Genomic DNA, 22,788 nt, shown 5'->3' on the forward strand with positions numbered 1-22,788 from the left:
TCTCGAGTGTTTACAACCTCCCGAGGAACTACAGTTAGGCTACTGGCTTTCTACAACCCGTGACGTCGGAGCAAGCCTCGTGCCGACCCGGTTGGGACCCCGGGTGGCTCGACCGTTGCTGGGTACCCCGCAGGGCTTAGCTCTTCACACCCTCAAGGGCACGTTGACTGGGTGGGTCATCGCGCTGTTGCTGGCCTCGTTGATGTTTGGCAGTTTCGCTCAGACGGTTGTTGACGTTGCCGATGACCTCCCGCCGGAGATGGCCCAAGTCTTTGCCGGAGAGGACATGTTGCGAGGTTACTTGGCTTATATAGCTGTGTTTATGACTGTCTTCATCGGCGCTGCCGGGGTTAGCGGACTCCACCAAGTGCGCGGTGAGGAAAACTCTGGCCGTGCTGAATACGCGATGTCGGCGCCGGTGAGTCGAACCGCCTGGCTTGGCGCGCATCTGGGAGTGCTGATCCTCGGGGTCTTGCTTATCCAGGTCGTGGTCGGTGTGAGTATGGGACTAGGGGCCTTGGCCTCCCTCGACACGGAAGGCGACACGTACTTCGGGGAACTGCTCCTGGCTGGTATTGTGCAGGCACCCGCGGTCCTGGCCTTGATCGGCGTTGTCGTTGGATTACTGGGATGGCTACCGAAAATTGCTCTTGCCGTCGGATGGTTCTTCGTCGGTTTTGGCGCAGTGATGTCCACCTTCGGTCAGCTCCTGGAACTTCCCGATGCGCTCGCAAACCTTGATATTTTTGGCCATCTGGCTGAATATCCGGTGGAGCAGGTTGAACTGGCCCCCATCGCAGTGCTGCTGGCGATCGCTGTTGGCGGTATCGTCATCGGATTGATCGGCTGGAACCGGCGACAGGTTAACTGTGTGTAAGCTACGACAGCGGAAGCCAGCACGTAACGGTCTCTACGGTGCAGCCTGCAAAGACCATGGTGGAAGTAGCAACCGGCTGTGGTCACTGACCTTGGGCGTCACCGAGAACCCGAAGAATATTGCCACTGGTCAGTGCGGCCAGGTCGGAGGGTGACCAGCCTTTATCCACCAGAGCCTGGAGCAATCGGGGGTAGCCGTCCACCCGTTCCAGCCCCTTCGGGCCGGTGGGGATCCCGTCGTAGTCACCACCCAGTCCGATGTGGTCGATACCTGCGACCTCGCGGGCGTGCTCTAGGTGGGCGACCACATCGTCGATGCCGGCCTGATCCTCATCGGCGGTGATAAATCCGGGCACGAAGGTCACCATCTGTATACCCCCGTTGGTGGCCAGCTGGCCCAGCACATCGTCGGGGACATTGCGCGGGTGGTCATACACGCTTTGGCAACTGGAGTGGGAGAAGATCACCGGTTTGGTGCTCACCGCTAAGGCATCGCGCATGGTCTGTGAGGCAACATGGGAGAGATCGACCAGCATCCCGATCCGGTTCATTTCCGCTACCACATCGCGACCAAACTCCGTGAGCCCGTAATCCACCGGGTCGCCGGTTGCCGAGGCCGCCCAAGAGGTGTTGTCGTTGTGGGTCAAGGTCAGATAGGTGACCCCCAACCGGCGCATCATCCGCAGCACGCCCAAGGATTCGTTGATCGAGTGTCCGCCTTCCATCCCGAGCAGGGATGCGATTTTGCCTTGTTGCCAGGCTGCTCGAACCCCGTCGACGGAGTCGGCGATCGCAAAAACGTCGGGGAACTGGTCCACCAGGCGGTAGATGCAGTCAATTTGTTCTAAAGTCGCGGTCACTGCCTCGGGTTCACGCAGACTCGAGGGGACGAAGACCGACCAGAACTGGGCACCTACCCCGCCGGCCCGTAGGGAGGGAATGTCGGTGTGCAGGCTCGTATTGCCCTCGGCGAGTCCGGCCTCGGTCACGGAGTAGCCATATCGTGCACGCAACGCGATGGCGAGGTCGTTATGTCCGTCCCAAACAGGTGCGTGCTGCAGAACATCGGCCACGGTCTGTGCTGAAGTGCTCATAGAGCACATTCAACCAGACCGTGGCCGAGTCTGACAGGTCGATCTACCTCAGAACGGGTCAGCACATCTGGAGGTGTCTCAAGACTAGTCCAGCAGGTCGCTGACCGACTCGGAGCGGAACGGGTCGCCCTCGTAAAGGGAACCGGTGGTGCGGGAGTCCAGCCGCTCCCGCACGTTGTCGTAGTCGTCCTCGCTCAACCGGTAGAAGAAGGTTCGTGGCATCAGATCGTAGGCATTCTCGACGTAGTGGGTCACGAACTCGTCAACGTTGTCATCGTTGTCCAACGAGTCCACGTTGACGTAGATGAACAGCGGGCGAGTCAGCGGAGTGTAGCTACCGTTTTGAGCGTTCTCCAGGCTGGGGTCCACCCCCTCGATACTGACGGTGGACAGCTCCTCACGTACCTCGTCATCGGCGGCGGTGAAGTAATTACCGATCCCCATGAAGCCCAGCGCATTGTCATCCTGGGAGATCCAGGTGGCTAGCTGATCCAGATCATCGGTCTTACGGTAATCATCGCGGATCTCGCCGGCTTCACCGTTGACGTGGTGGGTGAAGTAGTCGAAGGTCCCCGAACCGGCGGGACGTCCCACCAGCTCGATCTCTTCATCCGGCCACTCCTGGCGCACATCCGACCAGGTGGTCACCTCGGAGCCGGGCTCCCAAATGGCCTGCAGCTCGTCCATGGTCAGGTCGCTGGCAAAGTCGTTCGCGGAGTTGCGCACCACCGCCAGGGTGTCCAAGGCGATGGGTAGCTCGACAAATTCCACACCGTTTTCTTCACACAGGCTGATGTAATCGGTTTCAGCATCCTCGCCGGGAATGGCTTCAGAAGCGTTGTTGATCGCGACATCACCGGTACAGAAGGTGTCGAACCCCGTGGTGGTCCCTTCGGCGGTGATGTCGACGTCGAACCCGCCGTCATTGGCCACCAGCTCGGTGATCGGAGCAACCGTCGTCGAACCGCGGGCCACGATCGGGCTAGCGGCCTCTTCGGTGTCGCCTTCCCCGCAGGCAGTCAGGGCCAGAGCGCCCATGGCGCCGAGTGCGAGCACTTTGCGCATTACTTGTTCTCCTCCCCGGTCTGCTGCGTGGTCTCGTACTGGGGGGCCTCGGCGTTGTCCTGGCGCGCACCGCGCAACTCAGCCACCATGAGTTGCAGGAACTCTTTGATCTTCGACCAGCGCACGGTCGCATGAGCCAGGTGCTCTTCCAGCCGGTCCACTTCTTGGTGCTGGCGGCGTTCGGTCTGGATGCGATGGAGCTCCTCGCGCAACTGGGCCATAGAAGTCTCCGTGTCGGCCAGGACACGTTCCAGACGGGTTTCGATATCGTAGTCTTGCTCGTTGTTATCGCTCATCAGTCGTCCTTAGCTCCTAGAATCCGGCAACGGTTAGAACACGGTGGTGGCAAAGATCAGGATCAGCGGCAGCACCAGGAAAACGCCCACTGCCCAGATCACGGCATAGATCTTGCGCTCGGCGGCTACGTTGGCCAACCAGGTGGCACCCGTCGGCGGAATGTTGCGTAGGAAGGGCAAACCGTAGATCACCAAGGTCGCAAAGACGTTGAAGGACAGGTGGACCATGGCCGCGGTCAGTGCGGCCTGGGCTTCCACTCCTTCGAACGCGAAGGCCGAGACCAGAGCGGTAATGGTGGTACCAATGTTGGCGCCCAGGGTGAAGGGGTAGATCTGCTTCAGGGTAAAGACACCGGAACCGGCCAGAGGCACCATCAGCGAGGTGGTGGTCGAGGAGGACTGGACCATCACGGTGATGACGGTACCGGATGCGATACCGGTGACCGGTCCACGGCCGATTGCGGTGTGCAGGACCTTCTTGGCTTGACCCACCATCAAGATGTTCAGCATCTTGCCGATGAAGTTGATCACGAGCAGGATCAATCCGATGGCGACCAGAATCATCACGACCCCCTGCCAGGTTTCGGGCAGGAAGCCCAAGACATATTCAATACCGTTGGCCAGTGGTTCGGTGGCCCCGGAGACGACCGCCCCAATACCTTCGAAGATCGCGTTGATGATGGTCACGTCACTGCCGACGGTGGCATCAGCAACTGCAGTGGCGACCGACTGCAGCAGGCCGAAAATCATTTCCAACGGCAGGAAGATCAGCACGGCGAGCAAGTTGAAGAAGTCGTGGACGGTGGCCGCAGCGAAACCGCGCCGGAACTGTTCCTTATCGCGGACCATACCCAGCGAGACCAAGGTATTGGTCAGCGTGGTCCCCAGGTTGGCACCCATAATGATCGGCACGGCCACGTCCAGTGGCATCCCGCCGGCCACCATACCTACCGTCACCGAAGTGGTGGTTGACGAGGACTGTGTCAGGGCGGTGGCTACCACACCGATCATCAGCCCCACGATGGGGTTGGAGGCGAAACTGAACAGGTCTTCAGCCTGGTCTCCGGTGGCGATCTTGAAACCGGAACCGATGACGTTCACCGCAGTGATCAGCACGTAGATCGCTGCAATGACTGACAGCCAGTTGGCAACACTCAGAGCGGTGCCGGTCAGCCCCATTCTCTCAAAAGGACTGCGTTTGGGCTGACTTTCTTCAGACTGTACCTCAGCCTCTTTTTCTCTCTCTGTACCACGGTCGACGGTGGTCTGTGACATCTCTCCTGCTCCTGAAGGTATCGCGTGAGGTGTGAGTTCTACCGGCCAGTACCGGCGATCCGTACAGGGAGACTAAATGATCAGGTTATACTTTCCTGAACCATTGGGTAAATACGTGATGAACAGGTGCACATATCACCTGAGGTGAGCGCAACTGGGCACGCAACGTGGTGTCGGAATGGCATGCCTTTCTGTCGTCGCAGGCTGTCTCGTAGCTACCGCTGAGTCACCACTATGCCGCCGGTCACGTCCGGGATAGGATCAAGAGTGAAAGCTTAATCCGGCGCAGGCGCACTTCCGTCCCGACGCCAATCGAATCGTTGCCCCGAGACGGAAGTGCGCCCTCTGGCTAGATAGCTGACCAAGTAGCTAACTAGGTATGAGCACCCTGCGGAAGGAATAGTCATGGCTCGCAACGTCACTGAGAAGCTCATCGCCTCCCACCTCGTGGACGGCACACTCACCCCCGGTGATGAGATCGCGATGACCGTCGATCAGACACTCACCCAGGACGCCACCGGCACCATGGTGATGCTCGAACTCGAAGCCTTGGGACTCGACCGAATCCGCACCGATCTCTCGGTGCAGTATGTCGATCACAACCTTCTCCAGACCGATGAGAAGAATCCCGATGACCACGTTTTTCTGCAATCGGCCGCCCAACGCTTCGGCCTGTGGTATTCCAAAGCCGGCAACGGCGTCTCCCATCCGGTGCACCAGGCACACTTTGGCAAACCCGGAACGACCCTGATCGGCTCGGACTCGCATACGTGCGCGGCAGGGGCACTGGGCATGCTGGCCATTGGCGTCGGCGGTTTGGAAGTCGCCATGGCCATGGCCGGTCAGCCACTGTATGTCACCATGCCCGAGGTGTGGGGAGTCGAGTTGACCGGAGAGCTCCCCGACTGGGTGTCTGCCAAAGATGTGGTGCTGGAGATGTTGCGCCGGCACGGCGTCAAAGGCGGTGTCGGTCGCATTATCGAGTACCACGGTCCCGGGCTTGCCGGTCTGACGGCGATGGACCGACACGTCATTGCCAATATGGGCGCCGAACTCGGCGCGACCACGAGCGTGTTTCCCGCCGATGATGCCGCCCGCACTTATCTTCAGGCCGTGGGCCGTGAGGAAGATTTCACGCCTCTCGTCGCCGACGACGATGCCTCCTATGACGTGACCGAACACATCGATCTGTCCAGTCTGGAGCCACTCATTGCCCGCCCATCCTCGCCGGGCAATGTGGTGCCCGTAGCCGAGGTCGACGACGAGGAGGTCTACCAGGTGGTCGTCGGATCCTCTGCCAACCCCGGGTTGCGCGACTTCGCGGTCGTCGCCGAGATTCTCCACGACCGGCAAACCCACCCGCGGGTATCGGTCGATATCAACCCCACCTCCCGCGAGGTGCTCGCCGATTTGGTGGCCGGCGGATGGTTGAGCTCGCTGGTCGCCTCGGGAGCGCGGGTCCACCAATCCGGTTGTCTGGGGTGCATCGGCATGGGGCAAGCCCCGGCCAGTGGGCGGAATTCACTGCGCACCATGCCGCGCAATTTCCCGGGCCGTTCGGGGACCGAAGAAGACTCGGTGTGGCTGTGTTCCCCGGAGACCGCCGCTGCGGCTGCCCTGACCGGACGGATCACCGATCCCCGCACGCTAGCCGATAGCCACGGGATCAGCTATCCGCGCCCTAAGATGCCCGAGAGCTTCAGCACCTTTGACGCGATGCTCCTTGCCCCGCTACCGGAGGATCAGGCCCGTGAGGTGGAGCTGGTCAAAGGACCGAATATCTCCTCGTTGCCAGACTTCGACCCCCTGCCGGACACTGTCGAGCTACCGGTGCTGCTGGTGATGGATGATGATGTGTCCACCGATGAGATCATGCCCGCCGGTTCCCGAGTGCTCCCATATCGCAGCAATATCCCCCGGATCTCCGATTTCTGCTTTGAACGCATTGATGCGACGTATCCGCAGCGGGCCCAACAGCAACAGGGTGGCCACGCGGTGATCGGTGGCGAGAACTACGGACAGGGTTCCTCCCGCGAGCACGCTGTCGTGGCACCCCGCTACCTGGGGTTGCGGGTCGTGATCGCTAAATCCTTCGCCCGGATTCACTGGCAGAATTTGGCGAATTTCGGGATCCTTCCCCTCGAATTTGCCGATCCGGCCGATCATGATGCCGTCAACCAGGACGACGTGCTCGTGCTCGATGGTCTCCACGAGGCCCTAAAGAACGGGTCAGAGCTGACCGCAACCATCGGCGAGCGCCAGGTGCGGTTGCGTCACCGGCTCTCAGACCGGCACGTGCAGATGGTGATTGCTGGAGGACGGATCCCGATGACCGCGCAGATGGCCTGAGACCTACCCCCAGGCACGCACCAAGGTTGGAAACAATCGGAAGGGTAGCGACTGGCCACTGGTGATATCGACCGTGCCGGCGAGATAAAGGTCTCGTTTTGGCGAATAGAAAAGCCAGGTGCCGGTGGCGCCCGAGTGACCGATCAGCTCGCGGAAATACATCGTCCCTAGCCCGTAACTCAGAATGGGAATGTTCCGGAGCCGGTTTCTCCACTGAGTCAGCAGGCCGCTGGTAGCGGGGTCGTTGAAGAGTTCCCCTCCCAGCAGCGCACGCTGAAAGGTGATGAGTTCTTCGGGGGTGCTGATGAGGTCGTGGCTGGAGCGGATCAGCTCTGGGAGTCGGACCCACTGGCCCCTCCTGCTCAGCTGAGCACACTGGGCATCGGGTACCGCACCGGGTAGCTGAGTTTTCTTCAGGCCCAGCGGCCCGGTAATGCGTTGCCTGAGCAGGTCAGCATAGCTCTGGCCGGTGGCCTCCTCCAGCACACGAATCAGCAGCTGGAACCCGGTATCGGAGTACCGGGCCTTTTGTCGTTTGGCCTCGAGATCCTGCGGGGCAAAGTGTGGGTGCTGTTGCTCCTTGGTCATCGTCAGAACCTGGGTGAGGTCCCACCCAATATCCTCTCCGGAGGCTAGGTAGTCGTAGAGGCTCCTGGCGTCTCGGCGCTTCTCGAAATAATCGGGGAGCCCAGAGGTGTGGGTGGCCAGATTGCCCACAGTTATCTGGGAGCTGTAGTCTTTGCCACGGTAGAGATGCAAACCCTCAGTCACCTCCACCGGGAGATAGTGAGTCAGGGGAGCGTTCAACTCTACTTCCCGCCGTTCAGTGGCCTGCAACAACAGTGTGGCAATGAAGATTTTGGTCACCGAGGCGATAAAAAAGGGCGTCTGCGGGCCCATGGGCGCACCCGACTCATCTGCCGGCCCGGAGGCACCGGCCCAGGAGCGAGTTCCCTCTCCACTGGCCAAAGCGAGACTGGCGTGTTGGACCGCACGCCGTGCAGTCAAGCGTTTGAGCACAGCGCAGAGTTTGGCATCCACGCGGGGTGTGACGGCGTTTTCGTCGGCACGTTGCACTCCAGCATCGATGTGCCCGAGGGAGATCATGTGATGAACATTACCATCCAGTACCTCTTCCGGAGAACTCCTCTGGTGAGCAGCTGAGTCAACTGATGAGCGGGCTAGGGTCGGGCCTGGAGAGTAACAGGCCAGCGACCATCTCAGAGCCAACCGCGTTCACGGGCCCGTTCGACAGCCTGGGCTCGAGACCTCGCTCCGGTCTTTCCGATCGCCGACGACAAATGGTTGCGTATTGTTCCGTTGCTCAGGAAGAGACGAGCGGCGATCTGACGCACCGCCACACCGTCCGCGCTTGCACGCAGAACGTCTCGCTCTCTGGCTGTCAGCGGGTTCGCTCCCCAGGTCCGAGCCTCTTGGAGAAGCTGTGGATCGAACACGCGCTCGCCGGCAGCGACCCTTCGGATCACGCTGATGAGCGCACTCGGTTCTTTGTCCTTGGTGACGAATCCGGCGCAACAGATCTGCCATGCCCGAAGTACGTATCCGGGCCGATCGAATGTTGTACACATCATTACTCGAGTCTTCGCACCCCATCGGGCCACCTCTTGTGCGACCATGAGACCGTCTCCCGGCATGTGGATGTCCAGGAGTGCAACGTCGGGTTGCGTGTGTCGAATCGAGTGCAGTGCCTGGTCCGCATCGGATGCTTCAGCTACGACCTCGAAGTTGGTTGTGAGCTCGATATAGGTTGACAGGGCTCGGCGAAACATCAGCTGATCATCGGCAAGAAGGATACGAATCACGGCAACCTCGCTGTCACCACGGTCCCCTGGCTCTGCCCACTGTCGACGCTGAGGGTTCCACCGCACGCGGAGAGCCGGTCTTTCATACCTCGGATTCCTTCGCCTTCGATCACAGACCCGCCGTGACCGTCGTCGGCGATTTCCACACCACTGGCCTCGACGGTGATGGATATCAGGCTCGCATTCGCATGTCGCACCGCGTTGGTGACAGACTCTCGAATGATCAAGGCCAGGACAGGTTCGTCGTGAGGTTCTGGGATTCCCGTACGGTGAATATCAAGCCGTATACCCGCGGCGTGTGCGGTCGCTTCCAATGCAAGGAGTTCTGCCTCGAGTGTCGTCTGGCGCAGATTGCGCACGGCGTCTCGAGTATCCCGAGAGATGGTTAAAGCCAGCCGGTTGATGTCCTCGACTTCAGCCAGGGCTCGACGGTGGTCGGAACGCGAGAGCAACTCAGCACTCAGTCGGGCCTTGAGGGCAATAGTGGTCGCTGAGCGACCAAGCACATCGTGCAGGTCGCGCGAGACTCGTTCGCGTTCTCGAAGCACGGCCATATCAGCTATCGCATCTTTGGCGTCAACGAGTTGTTCGTTGACCTTCACGAGTTGCAGGACGAGCATCGTGGCGATAGCTACCGAGAGTAACATCACGAAATTCGGAACGTTCTCATGGGCCACCCCCTCAACAAAGCTGACCACCCCCAGGACAAGCAGGCTCACCATGGCCGTGACGATCCCTGGCACACGGGGCAAGAGGACAAGCATCAGACAGAGCGCTGGCGCGAAAATGGGGGCACTTCCCGCCCCGAGCAACACCACCAGGATCAACCCCAGGGAGCCGACGAGAATTACGGCCGTAATTCGGAGAGCCGGTGCCCTGCGGAGGTTGACCAGAAACGCCGAGGCGATGGTCGTGATCCCGTAGGCAACGGCAAGAACAATGAGGAAGGTGCTATACGGCGCATACTCCGGTTCGCTTAACAGCGACACCCAGGAAGGGATGGTGAGCACCATGAAGCCGGTAGCAATCAGTACTGCGGCCCACGGTGTCTTCATCATCTCCTCCGATCCTCCTTAGATTCTCTCAGCGACATGGCGATACCGCCACAGAGATATCAGGGCCAATACCCCGAACCACGCTGTGAGGATGATGATCGCGGGGACGGCACGCACCGGGTCTGTACCTGCCAACCCGAGTTCGGCGAGCCAGTAGCTCGGCATCAGCTGAGCAACCGAGGTCCACGCCTCCGGTAGCAGGTTCAGTGGCAGAAAGAGTCCTCCGAGCGTCGCCAGGGCGAGCATCAACACGATGACGATCGTCTGCACGTTCTCTTTCTGGGCGAAAAGCCCGATCGTCACGCCTAAGACGGCGAAGGGGATCGAACCGAGCCACACGCCCACCGTTGCGAATGCCCAGTCACGTGGCGTCAGCGCGACCCCGTCGAGCAAAACCGCCACGACAGGCACGACAATCACGGCAGGAAGCCCCACGAAGACACCGACGATGACTTTTGTCGTCAGGTAGCCGTGCCCAGACAGTGGCGTGAGACGAAGGACGCGTTGCCACCCGGTCGCACGCTCATCAACAATACGAGTGCCCACGAGCAGTCCAGCGGTCACGGTGCCCCAGACGCTCATCCCGATCATGATCTGTCGAGGCTCAACCGCAGAGCCTGAATCACTGAATAGCAGGCTCTCGAGCGCGTAGAACACCGCCGGGAAAACCAGAGTGAAAAGTAGCGTGCCTGACGCGCGTAGGGCACGGCGAAGTTCCAGGGTGAGGTAGCCCAGCATCACGACACCTTTCTCTGCTGTGCCGTCAGGGTGAGGAACGCGCGCTCGAGCGACAGTCCAGCCACCTCAATCGATTCCGCCGAGGGCACTCGTTGCACCAGTGCGCGTAAAGTGTCGTCCGACCGTGCACTGAGTAGGGTGACACGATTGTGTCGCCAGCTGGCCTCGATCACCCCCGGTAACGTGGCTATCTGTTCGTGGTCACCGGTCGGGATCGTTGCCGAGATCTCTCGTCCGGCCGCCAACTCCTGTACTTCGGTCACCGTGCCGTCGGCAATGATCCGGCCGTCTTGTATAAAGATCACCCGGTCAGCAAATTTCTCGGCTTCAGCCAGATGATGAGTCGCAAACAGCACCGTCTTGCCCACGCTCGTGATGTCACGAATTGATGCCCAAAAAGCGTGACGGGACGCAACATCCATCGCGGCAGTCGGCTCATCGAGCACCAGAATATCCGGGTTGCCTGCAATAGCCAGGGCATAGGTCACCCGTCGCCGTTGACCGCCGGACAATTTCGTGGAGCGACGGCGAGCCAGATCCGCGATCCCTGCGTTCTGCAACGTCCGCGAAACCCCGAGCGGATGCTTGTGCAACCTCGAGACCATCGCGATCAGTTCCCCGACGGTCGCGTCATCGAGCAACGACGTGGCCTGCAACATCGCCCCGATGGCCCCGACTTGCACGGCACTGGCTGGTGAGAAACCCAATAATTCGACGCTGCCAGTGTCAGGAGGCGTGAGACCTAACACGATGTCGATCAGCGTGGTTTTGCCGGCACCATTTGGTCCCAGCAGACACACCACCTGTCCGCGCGGGATCTCTAAACTGACATCGTCAACGGCGATGACCTCCCCGTAGCTCTTGCCCACACCGCACAAAGAGATCGCGGTCCCACTCATCGTCTTCACCTCTCTCCCCTCACAGCGATACCCAGGGCGTTCGTTCGCACCGTCAACAGGGGCGGGGCCGTGTCTGGTTTCTTCCGGCTTGGGGCAATCATGTGTTTCGCTACCTCCACTGGGTGGCCACACGCAGAAAAATGCCTGTGCGTGTGGGCGACGTGCTCACTACTGTCTGTAGTATCGCGTTGCCTCGGCACAACTACTTAGGGCAAATGTCATGATTGCGCGAATCGTGATGCCTACATGAAGACCCACCCCAGAGAAATCAAGGCTTGAGATGTACCTCATTGTCGCGTCGAAGCATCCGCTCCTCGTTGTGGAGTCCTGGTACCACCCGCCGGAGGTAGCCCGCTGAAACACCGTGGCACACCCGTGACAAGCCTGGAACTTAAGGTCGCACCTACCGAACGCGACCAGACAGCGCCAATCAACTCGGCGGGTTCCGAACGCCTTAAGACAGGGCGGTGTTCACCTTCGAGACGGCGCAAAGCCGAGACCTCGCCGGTTCGAACGACCGCTCAGCCGAAAGACCGCTCAGCCACGTCTGCGACCTTGGGAGGCGAGCAACTCATGGCGAGCCTCGCGACGAATCCGTTGTTCTTCGGGATGCGGAACCGGGGCAGCGGCCAGCAGTCGTTTGGTGTAATCTTCCTGCGGATTGCGCAGGATGTCCTCTTTTCGCCCCTGTTCGACGACTCGACCTTTTTCCATCACCATAATTTGATCCGCCAGCTGGTCTACCACCGCAAGATCGTGAGTAACGAACAAGCAGGCGAAATCGTATTGTTCCTGTAGGTCTACGAACATGTCGAGCACACGGGCTTGCACCGAGACATCCAAGGCGGATGTGGGCTCGTCGGCAATCAGGATGGACGGGCTCAACGCCATCGCCCTGGCAATCGAGATACGCTGACGTTGACCGCCCGAGAGTTCATGTGGATACCGGTTGATCACGGTTCGGGGCAGTTTCACCGCATCCAGCAGCTCCTCGGCCCGCGCTATCCGCTCCTTAGATGTTCCCAGGTTGTGAACCACCATGGGCTCGGTGATGATCTCTCCGATCGGGAAACGGGGATCCAGCGAAGCCGCCGGGTCTTGGAAGACCACCCCGATTTCACGACGTAACGCCTTCTGCTGTGCCCGGGGCAATGCGGGCAGGTTTTGACCACGGACGAGCAGTTCGCCTTCCTCCACTTCCAGCAGACCCAAGACGGCTTTGGCCACCGTGGACTTACCGGACCCGGATTCACCGACCAGTCCCAGGATCTCTCCGCGTGCCACGGCGAAATTCACGCCCTCCACGACGCGGATAGACCGGCCCTTCTTCTTATAAGCCAATGCGAGGTCCTTGGCCTGTAGCGACAGTTGCGCACCGGGGTCGACACTGGGCAGAGCGGAGTCGTCGTCGGCAGCCGGGGCGGGTTCGTTGACCTCGATTTCTGTCTCGCGTAAGGTGGGCACGGCCTCGAGCAGGCGCTTGGTGTAGGGGTGCTCGGGTTCCAACAAGATCTGCTCCGCCGGGCCAGATTCGACCACTTCACCTTGGAACATCACCACCACACGGTCGGCCATATCGGCCACCACGCCCACATTGTGGGTAATCAGCAGGATGCCGGTATTCAGCTCGTCCTTCAATCGGCGCAACAGGTCCAGGATGTCTGCCTGAACTGTGACGTCCAGTGCGGTGGTGGGCTCATCAGCGATGATCACCTTGGGGTTGCACGCAATCGCTATGGCGATCACGATGCGCTGGCGCTGGCCGCCGGAGAATTGGTGCGGATATTCGTGGATCCGTTGCTCGGCATCGGGGATCCCCACCTCTTGCAACAAACGAACCGCCTGGGCCAGGGCCTCCCGGCCGAAGGCCTTATTGTGCACCTGTAGGGCCTCGACCAGCTGGTCGGAGACCTTCAACACCGGGTTCAACGCGGTCATCGGCTCCTGGAAGACCATGGAAATCTCATCCCCGCGCAGGCTCCGGAGCTTAGCCGGGGAGAGGTCGGTGATCTCTGTACCGTCCAGGAACACCCTGCCGGAAACCGTGGCGTTATCGGACATCAACCCCATAGCGGTTGAGCTGGTCACCGATTTGCCCGAACCGGATTCACCCACCACGGCGACCACCTCTCCGGGCTTGATATCGAAACTGACGCCCTTGACGGCTTCCACCGTGCCGAACTCGGTGGCAAAACTGACTTTGACATTGTCAAAGCGCAACGCCGTGTCGGTCTGGAATTCCGCGGGCTGAACCACCGCCGAGGTGTCCACGTCTGGCAACCCTCCCCGAGCCCGGTTCAGGATGTACCGCACCAGGGCATAGCCGAGCACGATGGCCACGGCGATACCCAGCACCACCAGTGGGGCGACGGAGAATTCTTCGCCGGTACCGGCTGTTTCCTCAACAATGTCCTCAATATCAGGTTGCGTTGCCAGAATAATTCTGAGGCTCATTTTTTCCTCCCGGAGCCGGTGGTTTCGCTGTAGGGATCTTTGATGCCCTCGGACATCCCAACCTCATTCTTCAAACGGAAGGCCCGCTGGATGCTACGCAGCCCCAGCACGCCACCCAGTGACGGCCGGGAATCCCGGGTGCGGGCCTGACGCGGATCGAACGCATCCCGCAGGCCATCACCAATGAAGTTGCCGGCCAGGGCGATGATGATGATGAACAAGCCCGGGAACCAGAACAGCCAGGGCCGGGTTGTGAAAGCATTTTGGTACTGCTCGATCAGCAGACCCAGTGATACCTCGGGGCGCTGAACACCCATGCCCAAGTACGACAGTGTGGTCTCGAGCAGGATGGCCGCCACGAAGGCGAAGGTCGCGTTGACGATGATCACGCCAATACTGTTCGGGATCATGTGTTTGATAATGATCCGGGACGGGGCGGCACCCATAGCGATGGCCGCCGAAACGTACTCCATTTCTCTAATTCGTAGCACCTCGGCGCGAACCAGACGACACATCCCGGTCCAGGTGGCACAACCCAGCAGGACACCGAGCATCACCACGCTACTACCGGCGATATTTCCCAACATCGCGGCAAACACCAGGGTCGGCACCACGATCACGAAGTCGGTCAGTCGCATAATGACGGACTCAACCCAGCCACGGAAGAATCCGGCGATAGCCCCTAGGGCAATACCGATGATGCTGGAGACCAGCGCGGTCACAAAGGCCACGATCAATGACTGCTGTGCCCCGCGCATCACCATGGCGAAATAGTCACGTCCAACGTTCTCTTGCCCGAAGGGATGCTCGCCCAAGATGTTGCCGTCCTGGAACATCATCGGTCGCCCGCCGTCAATGATCGAGCCGGTGGCCTGATAGTGCTGGTCCCACCAGCCCGGCACCGGGCCGAACCCGATGGAGGAAAATGCCAGGATCACCACCGCAGCGAGCACGACCAGTGAGATGACAGCCGGTTTGTAGCGGAAAAACCGGCGTCGAATCAGTTGCCCCTGTGAGTAAGAGTGCCGGCTCTTTTGTTGGAGTTTGGTGTCCTCAACCTCGGCGAGGTCGACCATTTGTTGTGAAATCTTGTCGTTGCTCATACTCGGATCCTTGGGTCGAGGACGGCGTAGAGAATATCCGCCAGCAGGTTGAACATCACGGCGACGGAGCCTGTCACCAGAATGAAGGCCATCACCGGAGCCGGATCATTGGTCTGCATACCGGTAATGAAAACATTGCCCATCGCATACCAGCCGAAGACCTGCTCGACCACGATGGAGCCACTGATCAAGGCCGCGAAGTCGAAAGCCACAATGGTCACCAGTGGAATCATGGCGTTACGGAAGGCGTGCTTGAGGATCACCGTCCGCTCAGCCACGCCCTTGGCTCGTGCGGTACGCACGAAATCCTGTTTCTGGACTTCCAGCATGGAACTCCGGGTATAGCGGGTATAGGTGGCCAACGAGAGCAAGGCCATCAGGACCGAGGGCAACCAAAGCTGGGTCAGCTGGTCTAAGGCGGTGACCCAGAAGTTCTCGTCCAGGGTCGGGGTGTGCGAGCCAATGGTGCTGACCGGCCTGGGCTTAGCCGAGAGAAGACCGGGCCAGTGGTACATGAAGTGGTCCAGTAAGATCATGCCCGACATCAGCGCACCGGTCAGCACCGAGACCGCAGTGGCTGGCCCTTTCGCGTATCCGCCGAGACTGCGACCGACAACCACACAGATGGCGATAGTCAGGACAAACATGGCACCCAGGAAGAACCAGCCTCCCGGCGGGTCTTCCAAGAGGTTCCAGGTTGCGTAGTAGGCAATCATTCCCAAGGCAACGACGGTAAGCCCAGAGTAGAGAACCCTCCGGTGTCGCAGACCGGCAAAGAGCGCGGTGAAGCCCGCTGCCAACACCAGGGAACCGATGAGGATGATAACCGGGCCCAGCCGGGGGTGGGTCATGAAGTTCACGGCGTTCATCCAGGGCAAGACCGCGCAGACGAAGGCGAACATCATGCCCCCGGTGATCAGCCGACGCGCAAGACTACCGCCCAGGACCATCGGCACGACGATGGCAAGGATGGTAGCCAAGATCAGAATATTGGGCCAGGTGAAATGGGGGTCCAGCATCCAGTCGTTGAACCGGATGGCCAGCCATTCTTTGGCCAACACTGCCGCCCAGAAGATCGGGAGCGACCAGAACAGGAAAATAAAGAACGTCACCAAGTAGTCCAGGAGCGAGTACTGGCGCATGGCGGTGACGATACCGGTCAGGACACCGATGAGGATCGCTGCCACGGTAGCCACGAAGACCAATCGCAGTGACTGCTCGGCTGCAGCCGCAATCACGGGGGTGACCTGGGCGCCGGTGATGGTGGTGCCGAAGTCGCAACTTCCGGCAAAACACCCGAGGACTCCGGACAGCCAATCCCAGTATCGGACGTACCAGGGCTGGTCTAAGCCCATCCGCTCAATGCGTTCCTGCATGAGGAATTCGACATTGTCACTCTGAATTTCGCGCAGATCCGCTAAGGGGTCACCGGTGTTGATCAGGATGACAAAGGACAATAAGGTCGCGCCAAAAAGAATGAGCACGGTACTGCCCAGGCGCTTGAGGATGTATTTCAGCACGGTCTACACGGTCGCCTTCCGTATCGACCCCTGGACACGACGGCGGGGCCCGACCGACGCTACATCAGCCGGGACCCCGCCGTCTGGGGAAGGGTTTCCCATCAGGGGTGCCTCAGAACTCCACGGTGATTACTCGGAGACCCGCTGCCACTGCTCGATGTTCCAGACCAGCTGGCTTTGAGCCGGGGTCGGACGAACGTTGGCAATGGAGGAGTCCCAAGCGGTAATACCCGGGTGGACATACAGCGGGATTCCGTGCAGGTCCTCCCACAGTCCCTGTTCGAGTGTGATGATGTGCTCCTGGATTTCGTCTTCGTCATCGCTGGTGGCGATGGCCTCGAAGGCATCGGAGACGACATCGTTGTTGTAGTTGTTCCAGTTCTGCGGGCGCGGCTCGTCGTTCTCACGGTCCCAGCCGTAGATGTTCAGACCGGATGCAATCTGACCGGAACCAGACCAGGCAAACAGGGCGACATCCCATTCACCGGCGGCGATATCGATGTCGACGTCTCCGCCATCGACAATCTCGAAGCCAGCCTCATTGCAGGAAGCCTGGATTAACTCGACCGTGTCGTGGCGACGCTCTTGAGCGTTGTGCCCGATCAGGATCTCGGTACCCTCTGCGTCGTGTTCTTGAATGATCTCAGCTGCTGCCTCAACATCGGCGGTGTCGTAGCGTCCATCGTAGGTTTCGGCAACAATCTCGTCGTAGTCGGGCTGGAAGTTCAGCACCTCGCGGGCGTTGAGCAACTCAGCGTCCGGGTTCACCGGATGGATCAGGTTCTCCAAGATCTGATCGCGGGGGACACACAGCGCGAAGGCCTCGGCTAGCTCCGGAGTTTCGGCGAAGGGGCTGCCTTCGCCGTATTGGATGTCCAGGTGCTCCCAGGTGGCCTTATCGCCGATGTGCATGGCGTGTTCGCCCTGCTCGACGAGGTTCTCCAACTCATTACGGGTGTCGACGGTCTCGGTGGGCACGATGGCGTGAAGGTCGTTATTTTGTAGTGCCTGAACGTGGGCGGCGTTGTCGACGAACTGGAAGATCAACGTGGAAACGCCCGGCGGGGTGCCCCAGTAGTCCTCATTAGCTTCCAGGGTGACGTACTCTCCGTCCTGCCAGTCCGACAAAATGTAGGGACCAGAGGAGGGAATAAGCTCGGCATCAGGCAGGGTTCCGGGGTCGGTATCCCAGATGGTATTCCAGGTCTCGGCAATGTCCTCGATCAGATCTTCGTCACCTTCAAGAATGGCCGTGACCAGTTCTTCCTGCGAGATGCCGGTCTCCTCAGCGACAACATGGGAGGGATGGGCAGCCCCGATCATCAGTTCCCAGTCAGCATAGGGACCGTCGGGATACTCCACGGTGAAGGTCTTGGAGTCGTAGGACTCAGCCTGAGGTCCGTCGGGGACGTAGGTACCAAGGTTGGGGGACAGACCATCGAACTGGCCTTCACCCAGGTAGCGCTGGTGAGCCCAGTCGAGCACGTAATCGGCCACTGTCACCGGGGTGCCGTCAGACCATTCAACTTCGTCATTGATGGTGTATTCGACCGTGAAGGGATCTTCATTGATCACTTCATAGGACCCGAACTCCTCGTTCTGGTAGATCTCGAGGTCGGTTCCAACGTAGGAGAAACCGGAGAAGAGCCGATCGACAATCGTGGAGTTGTAGACGTTGTAGTTACTGGGTGTTTGACCGTTATAGCTGTTAAACGGTTGCGGACCCAATGACACACGGATTTCGTCGTTTGCGGTTTCGAAGTCGGCGCCGAGATCGGCCAGACCCCCGTCTTCGGGCTCAACGGTGAACACTTGGCCTTCAGCAATGCCGGGGTCGGCATCACCGTTGGTGCCACCATTACCATTTCCGTTTTCGGTGTCGTCACCGGGGGCGCATGCTGATAGAACCAGTGCACCGGAGGCCAGAATGGCCGTGGCGGCGGAGAGTTTGCGCACTTTCATATTGCTCCTCAGTTATAGGTGCGAACAACCGACATAAGGTGGTGTATCTCACATCGATTTCAGGTACCCCTAGGCTACGACAAATGTGCGACTTCCTGTGAATCTCCTGTGAGCCTTTAATCGAATCGTGACGATCCGAGTCACTGAGCGTCATCCACACCTGACCTGTGCGGACGAAACCGGCCCGCCAGCCTCACGGATCCCAAAAATACCCCGTTCAACCCGGTATTTTATGGTGTTAGTCACAACGGAAGCCCGGAATCACAAGGATATCGGCGTCCAGGAAAGTCTCAGAATAATGACAGCCCCATTGAAGGTTCGCGGGTTATTGGGGGTACCGCACAGTGCGACGTGAATGGTCGCTGAATGCCGCCTGAATCTTTCAGGAAACGTTTCAGAATGCGAAATATGACCTTATGTTACGTACGTCACACTGGCCTGCGCACTACATCACGCCCACCGAGACCATCCGCCCGTGGGATCTCAGCGCGGGTACTCAGTGGCCCTGCTGTTCAGTGCGGGCTTGGCTGGCCGTTTCGAGTTGGAAGGTGGAATGTTCCACCGGAACATCGAAATGCTCAGCCACACAGGCCCGCAGTTCTGCCAGCTTCTCAGGGGCGCACCCGTTGCTGAAACAGGCTTCGTCGACCACGACATGGGCGGACAGGACAGGTAGCCCGGTAGCGACCGTGGAGGCGTGGAGATCATGGACCTCCTTGACGTGTTCAACGTTTAACAGGTGAGCCCGGACGTCTTCGAGGTCTAATCCGCGCGGAGCAAATTCCAGAAGGATCCGGCCAGTTTCCCGAAGAAGCAGAAGTGCGCGCGGGATGATCACCGCTGCAATGACCAGGGCCGCCACGGCATCAGCCTGGTGCCACCCGGTCACCCAGATCACCGCAGCTGCCACCATGACACCGATGGATCCTAAAGCATCTGCCAGGACTTCCAGGAATGCTGCCCGGAGGTTGAAATTTGCCCGTCGACCCGAGGACAGCACCCACAGTGAGAGCAGGTTTCCGATCAGCCCAATGGCGCCGAAGACGAGCAACTCCAGGTGAAGCACCTGGTGCGGAGTGCTGAGGCGCTGAATGCCCTCGATGACGGCATAAATCCCGATAGCCAGCAGCAATGCTGCTTGCACGAGGCCGGCCAGGATCTCGACCCGACGGTATCCCCAGGTCCGTTGTGTGGTCGCGGCTTTGAACATCAGCCCAGCGGCGATCACGGCCACCAGCAGGCCAATACTATCGATCAACGAATGCAGCGCATCGGTCAGCAGCGCCAGTGATCCGGTGATCCACGCCCCGAGGGCTTGGGCTGCGACAATGCTCAGGGTAATGACACAGGCCAGCACGAGCCTGCCTCGATAGGAAGCTCTGGCGACATCTTCGCCCGCATGTCCGTGCGCGTGCCCGATTCCCATAGCCCCATACTAAGCCTGGGCCCACCAGAAGACATAAGGTGCGAACCCTACTCAGATTCATTCGCAACCAGCAGGCCTCCGACGCCTCACACCCCGAGGCGTCCTGTCGCCATCCGAGAAAGCGCTCCGTCCGTTCGCAAATGTGAGCAGAAATTTTGAGCAGTGGTTGCATGAACTTTCATCCGAGTCAGCATCATCCGCCACTATCCTGTAACGTGAGTCACAGGCGTGGTCGAAACTCCGACTACCTCAGATGCCTCAGCACACCATGAGATGAGAAACGAGCCCAGCATGACTGATTCCACGTTCTCCGACCTCGACCATTACGTCGCTCAACCGCGGATCGCCGGGCTGAGCCTGAATCCCGCCGGCACCCGGCTGGTGACCACTGTTCAAACGCTCAACCACAAAAAGAATGGTTACGTAGAGTCCCTCTGGGAGCTCGATCCTCGAGGTGAACAGCCGGCGCGGCGGATAACCCACAGTTCTCAGGGTGAAACCAACCCTGTATTCGCGGCCTCGGGGGATCTGTACTTCACCTCCACCCGCCCCGACGCCCACGATACGGATCCAGACGAGACCACCGCGCTGTGGCGCCTGCCGGCAACCGGTGGCGAAGCCCACGTGGTCAACCGTCGCCCCGGTGGCGTTAGCACCATACTCTCAGCAGAGCAAGCCGATGTCATCGCCGTCACCGCTCCCCTGCTTCCCGGAGCCACCGATGAAACCACCCACCGCAAGCTACACCAGGCCCGCAAGGACGGCTCCGTGCAGGCCATTCTGCACGACTCCTATCCGGTCCGTTACTGGGACCACGATCTCGGTCCCACCACACCGAGTCTCTTTCGCCTCGATGCCGACGACGGTGCTGAGGCTGATTCTGATGCTGATACGAGCCAAGCTGAACCGGCCCGGAAGACGCTGACCAACCTCCTGGAGGGGCTCGATGCCCGATTGGTGGCCGAGGATATCCACCTCAGTCCGGACGGTTCTTTCGCTCTCTTCGGTCTGCGCATCCTGGAGGCTCGCGCCGACACCCGTGTCACCGTCGGTTATGTCGATCTCGCCACCGGTGAATGGCAGATTCTTCTTGACGACCCCGATCACAACTACACTCCCGGCGTCATCAGCCCTGACGGACGCCACGCCGTGGTCAGTGTGGCCAATCGTCCTACTCCCGAGCGTGCCATGCGCCCGGTCTTGCATCTTTTGGAGATCAGCACCGGTGAATTAACTGCCCTGACCGACGACACCGATCTCTGGCTGACGGCGACCAGCTGGCTTCCCGACGGCAGCGGATTCCTCGCCCTAGCCGATCAGAACGGTCGTGGCCCCGTCTTCCGTGTGGATCTCGACCATGCTGGGGACACCGTACAGGCCCAGACCGTGCAGATCACCCACGATGATGCCACCTACAGCGAAGCCCTGGCCGCCCCTGAGGGCACCCTCGCCTATGGGGTTCGCTCCAGTTACGCTTTCCCGCCCGAGGTGGTGCGGATCGATGTGAGTACCGGAGAAACCACCAGACTGCTCAACCCCACTCAACGGCCCGAACTCCCCGGGCGACTCGAGGAGGTCGAAACCACCGCCGAAGACGGTGTACGGATCCGCGGGTGGCTGGCCCTGCCACAGGAGGCCAGCCCGGATGCGCCGGCTCCGCTGTTGCTGTGGATTCACGGTGGCCCGTTGAGCTCCTGGAACGCCTGGACCTGGCGGTGGAACCCCTGGTTGGCTGTGGCGCGAGGTTACGCGGTGCTGTTGCCGGATCCGGCCCTGTCAACCGGCTACGGGCAGGAGTTCATCCAGCGGGGCTGGAACTCCTGGGGAGATAAGCCCTACACCGACCTGATGAGCATCACCGATGCCACGGTAGAGCGCGACGATATCAACGAGTCCCGCACCGCGGCCATGGGCGGTTCCTTCGGGGGATATATGGCCAACTGGGTGGCCGGGCACACCGATCGGTTCAACGCCATCGTCACCCACGCCAGCCTCTGGGCGCTGGACCAGTTCGGCCCCACCACGGATATGTCCCCGTTCTGGCGCCGGCAACTCAATGCGGAAATGGAGGCCACACACTCCCCGCACGCCTATGTGGAGAACATTGTCACCCCGATGCTGGTCATCCACGGCGATCGGGATTACCGGGTCCCCATCGGCGAAGGACTACGCCTCTGGTACGAGTTGCTGGAGAAATCGGGCCTGCCGATGGATGCCGATGGCACCACCGCCCACCGGTTCCTCTACTTCCCGGATGAGAATCACTGGATTCTCCAACCCCAGCACGCCAAGATCTGGTACGAAGTGGTTTTCAACTTCCTGGCCAAGCACCTTCTCGGTGAGGGCACCTCGCTCCCGAAAGAGCTGGGACTAACGCCGCACGTGGAATCCTGACTCCGGTAGCTCAGCCAGCTCCCGGTTGCTGGCTTCTCGATCCTGCACCTCGGTGACCTCGGCCCGCTCGGGCCCGGTGTGGCACCAGGCCAGCAAAGAATCCACCTCCGGACCCGAGCCACCGACGACAAGTTCCACCGCACCGTCCTCGGTATTGGCCACCCAGCCCACCAAGCCCAGTTGATCGGCCTGTTGTTTGGCGGAGTTGCGAAAGTTGACGCCCTGGACTGTACCGGTGATCCGAACAAAGTGTCCGGTGCTGAATGAATCTGCCATAGCGCCGAGTCAACCAGAGAAGCCGGAACCTGTGAAGACCCCGACGTACCTTATTGATATTGAGCGCGTAGCTCAGGTCGTGCCTCACGTATCGTGAGCGCGAAGCCATAGTGTGAACGCATGGATAAGGACATTGTCTCGATGAGTGCTCGGATTGAAGTCACCAAGCAATTACGTAGGGAT

General features: G+C 60.1%; 18 protein-coding genes. 3 read left to right on the forward strand and 15 right to left on the reverse strand.

Going from position 1 to position 22,788, the window contains the following annotated elements; all coding sequences use genetic code 11:
- Window positions 1–79 precede the first annotated feature (79 nt).
- Window positions 80–877 carry a hypothetical protein gene (locus DCC24_RS06190; RefSeq protein ID WP_110099051.1) on the forward strand — a complete coding sequence of 266 codons (798 nt, stop codon included), beginning with the start codon at window positions 80–82 and terminating at the stop codon, window positions 875–877.
- Between the two features lie 82 nt (window positions 878–959).
- Here the strand turns inward: DCC24_RS06190 and DCC24_RS06195 are convergent, their stop codons facing one another.
- From DCC24_RS06195 to DCC24_RS06210, 4 genes are all read right to left on the reverse strand, one after another.
- The gene (locus tag DCC24_RS06195; RefSeq protein WP_110099052.1) at window positions 960–1,970 is read right to left on the reverse strand and encodes a dipeptidase; all 1,011 of its coding nucleotides are present in this window, start codon (window positions 1,968–1,970) and stop codon (window positions 960–962) included.
- Window positions 1,971–2,054: 84 nt separating this feature from the next.
- Window positions 2,055–3,035 (reverse strand): PstS family phosphate ABC transporter substrate-binding protein, encoded by a 981-nt coding sequence (locus DCC24_RS06200; protein ID WP_110099053.1) that lies wholly within the window; start codon window positions 3,033–3,035, stop codon window positions 2,055–2,057.
- Window positions 3,035–3,331: a hypothetical protein gene (locus DCC24_RS06205; RefSeq protein ID WP_110099054.1), complete on the reverse strand. Its 297-nt coding sequence runs from the start codon at window positions 3,329–3,331 to the stop codon at window positions 3,035–3,037. The genes DCC24_RS06200 and DCC24_RS06205 overlap by 1 nt, the downstream gene beginning before the upstream one ends.
- A gap of 33 nt (window positions 3,332–3,364) precedes the next feature.
- Window positions 3,365–4,606, reverse strand: coding sequence for a Na/Pi cotransporter family protein (locus tag DCC24_RS06210; protein ID WP_110099055.1), 1,242 nt, complete (start codon window positions 4,604–4,606; stop codon window positions 3,365–3,367).
- 405 nt (window positions 4,607–5,011) lie between these two features.
- On the opposite strand from DCC24_RS06210, the gene DCC24_RS06215 reads away from it, so the two are divergent.
- Window positions 5,012–6,955, forward strand: coding sequence for an aconitate hydratase (locus tag DCC24_RS06215; RefSeq protein ID WP_110099056.1), 1,944 nt, complete (start codon window positions 5,012–5,014; stop codon window positions 6,953–6,955).
- A gap of 3 nt (window positions 6,956–6,958) precedes the next feature.
- Here the strand turns inward: DCC24_RS06215 and DCC24_RS06220 are convergent, their stop codons facing one another.
- The 10 genes from DCC24_RS06220 to DCC24_RS06265 all read right to left on the reverse strand — a co-directional run bounded on the left by DCC24_RS06220 (window position 6,959) and on the right by DCC24_RS06265 (window position 19,935).
- A complete protein-coding gene (locus tag DCC24_RS06220) occupies window positions 6,959–8,062 on the reverse strand; it encodes a serine hydrolase (protein WP_110099057.1) in 1,104 nt (367 codons plus the stop codon).
- A 113-nt stretch (window positions 8,063–8,175) separates the two neighbouring features.
- Window positions 8,176–8,778, reverse strand: a complete 603-nt coding sequence (locus DCC24_RS06225; RefSeq protein WP_110099058.1) for a response regulator transcription factor — start codon at window positions 8,776–8,778, stop codon at window positions 8,176–8,178.
- Window positions 8,775–9,836: a sensor histidine kinase gene (locus DCC24_RS06230; protein ID WP_110099059.1), complete on the reverse strand. Its 1,062-nt coding sequence runs from the start codon at window positions 9,834–9,836 to the stop codon at window positions 8,775–8,777. Before DCC24_RS06230 ends, DCC24_RS06225 begins: the two co-directional genes overlap by 4 nt.
- A 15-nt stretch (window positions 9,837–9,851) precedes the next feature.
- Window positions 9,852–10,571, reverse strand: coding sequence for an ABC transporter permease (locus tag DCC24_RS06235; protein ID WP_110099060.1), 720 nt, complete (start codon window positions 10,569–10,571; stop codon window positions 9,852–9,854).
- On the reverse strand, window positions 10,571–11,470 hold the full coding sequence (locus tag DCC24_RS06240) for an ABC transporter ATP-binding protein (RefSeq protein WP_110099061.1): 900 nt from the start codon (window positions 11,468–11,470) through the stop codon (window positions 10,571–10,573). The genes DCC24_RS06235 and DCC24_RS06240 overlap by 1 nt, the downstream gene beginning before the upstream one ends.
- 537 nt (window positions 11,471–12,007) lie before the next feature.
- Window positions 12,008–13,924: an ABC transporter ATP-binding protein gene (locus tag DCC24_RS06245; RefSeq protein ID WP_110099062.1), complete on the reverse strand. Its 1,917-nt coding sequence runs from the start codon at window positions 13,922–13,924 to the stop codon at window positions 12,008–12,010.
- A complete protein-coding gene (locus DCC24_RS06250; RefSeq protein WP_110099063.1) occupies window positions 13,921–15,027 on the reverse strand; it encodes an ABC transporter permease in 1,107 nt (368 codons plus the stop codon). The genes DCC24_RS06245 and DCC24_RS06250 overlap by 4 nt, the downstream gene beginning before the upstream one ends.
- Window positions 15,024–16,547 carry an ABC transporter permease gene (locus DCC24_RS06255; protein ID WP_110099064.1) on the reverse strand — a complete coding sequence of 508 codons (1,524 nt, stop codon included), beginning with the start codon at window positions 16,545–16,547 and terminating at the stop codon, window positions 15,024–15,026. Before DCC24_RS06255 ends, DCC24_RS06250 begins: the two co-directional genes overlap by 4 nt.
- Window positions 16,548–16,676: 129 nt before the next feature.
- Window positions 16,677–18,509, reverse strand: a complete 1,833-nt coding sequence (locus DCC24_RS06260; RefSeq protein ID WP_110099065.1) for an ABC transporter substrate-binding protein — start codon at window positions 18,507–18,509, stop codon at window positions 16,677–16,679.
- 496 nt (window positions 18,510–19,005) lie between these two features.
- Complete coding sequence (locus tag DCC24_RS06265) at window positions 19,006–19,935, reverse strand: cation diffusion facilitator family transporter (protein WP_110099066.1); 930 nt, start codon at window positions 19,933–19,935, stop codon at window positions 19,006–19,008.
- 291 nt (window positions 19,936–20,226) lie between these two features.
- Here DCC24_RS06265 and DCC24_RS06270 point away from each other — a divergent pair, with 291 nt between their 5' ends.
- Window positions 20,227–22,329 (forward strand): alpha/beta fold hydrolase, encoded by a 2,103-nt coding sequence (locus DCC24_RS06270; RefSeq protein ID WP_233492004.1) that lies wholly within the window; start codon window positions 20,227–20,229, stop codon window positions 22,327–22,329.
- Here DCC24_RS06270 and DCC24_RS06275 read toward each other — a convergent pair.
- The gene (locus tag DCC24_RS06275) at window positions 22,306–22,605 is read right to left on the reverse strand and encodes an acylphosphatase (RefSeq protein WP_110099067.1); all 300 of its coding nucleotides are present in this window, start codon (window positions 22,603–22,605) and stop codon (window positions 22,306–22,308) included. The genes DCC24_RS06270 and DCC24_RS06275 overlap by 24 nt on opposite strands.
- Window positions 22,606–22,788 lie beyond the last annotated feature (183 nt).

The organism is Auritidibacter sp. NML100628, assembly GCF_003185985.1.
In the GTDB taxonomy this organism is placed as follows: Bacteria; Actinomycetota; Actinomycetes; order Actinomycetales; family Micrococcaceae; genus Auritidibacter; species Auritidibacter ignavus.

Excerpts from the sequence above, each read along its gene's own strand:
- DCC24_RS06195 (WP_110099052.1), bottom strand. The coding sequence starts at position 1,970 with ATGAGCACTTCAGCACAGACCGTGGCCGATGTTCTGCAGCACGCACCT.
- DCC24_RS06200 (WP_110099053.1), bottom strand. The coding sequence starts at position 3,035 with ATGCGCAAAGTGCTCGCACTCGGCGCCATGGGCGCTCTGGCCCTGACT.
- DCC24_RS06205 (WP_110099054.1), bottom strand. The coding sequence starts at position 3,331 with ATGAGCGATAACAACGAGCAAGACTACGATATCGAAACCCGTCTGGAA.
- DCC24_RS06210 (WP_110099055.1), bottom strand. The coding sequence starts at position 4,606 with ATGTCACAGACCACCGTCGACCGTGGTACAGAGAGAGAAAAAGAGGCT.
- DCC24_RS06215 (WP_110099056.1), top strand. The coding sequence starts at position 5,012 with ATGGCTCGCAACGTCACTGAGAAGCTCATCGCCTCCCACCTCGTGGAC.
- DCC24_RS06220 (WP_110099057.1), bottom strand. The coding sequence starts at position 8,062 with ATGATCTCCCTCGGGCACATCGATGCTGGAGTGCAACGTGCCGACGAA.
- DCC24_RS06230 (WP_110099059.1), bottom strand. The coding sequence starts at position 9,836 with ATGATGAAGACACCGTGGGCCGCAGTACTGATTGCTACCGGCTTCATG.
- DCC24_RS06235 (WP_110099060.1), bottom strand. The coding sequence starts at position 10,571 with ATGCTGGGCTACCTCACCCTGGAACTTCGCCGTGCCCTACGCGCGTCA.
- DCC24_RS06240 (WP_110099061.1), bottom strand. The coding sequence starts at position 11,470 with ATGAGTGGGACCGCGATCTCTTTGTGCGGTGTGGGCAAGAGCTACGGG.
- DCC24_RS06245 (WP_110099062.1), bottom strand. The coding sequence starts at position 13,924 with ATGAGCCTCAGAATTATTCTGGCAACGCAACCTGATATTGAGGACATT.
- DCC24_RS06250 (WP_110099063.1), bottom strand. The coding sequence starts at position 15,027 with ATGAGCAACGACAAGATTTCACAACAAATGGTCGACCTCGCCGAGGTT.
- DCC24_RS06260 (WP_110099065.1), bottom strand. The coding sequence starts at position 18,509 with ATGAAAGTGCGCAAACTCTCCGCCGCCACGGCCATTCTGGCCTCCGGT.
- DCC24_RS06265 (WP_110099066.1), bottom strand. The coding sequence starts at position 19,935 with ATGGGAATCGGGCACGCGCACGGACATGCGGGCGAAGATGTCGCCAGA.
- DCC24_RS06270 (WP_233492004.1), top strand. The coding sequence starts at position 20,227 with ATGACTGATTCCACGTTCTCCGACCTCGACCATTACGTCGCTCAACCG.
- DCC24_RS06275 (WP_110099067.1), bottom strand. The coding sequence starts at position 22,605 with ATGGCAGATTCATTCAGCACCGGACACTTTGTTCGGATCACCGGTACA.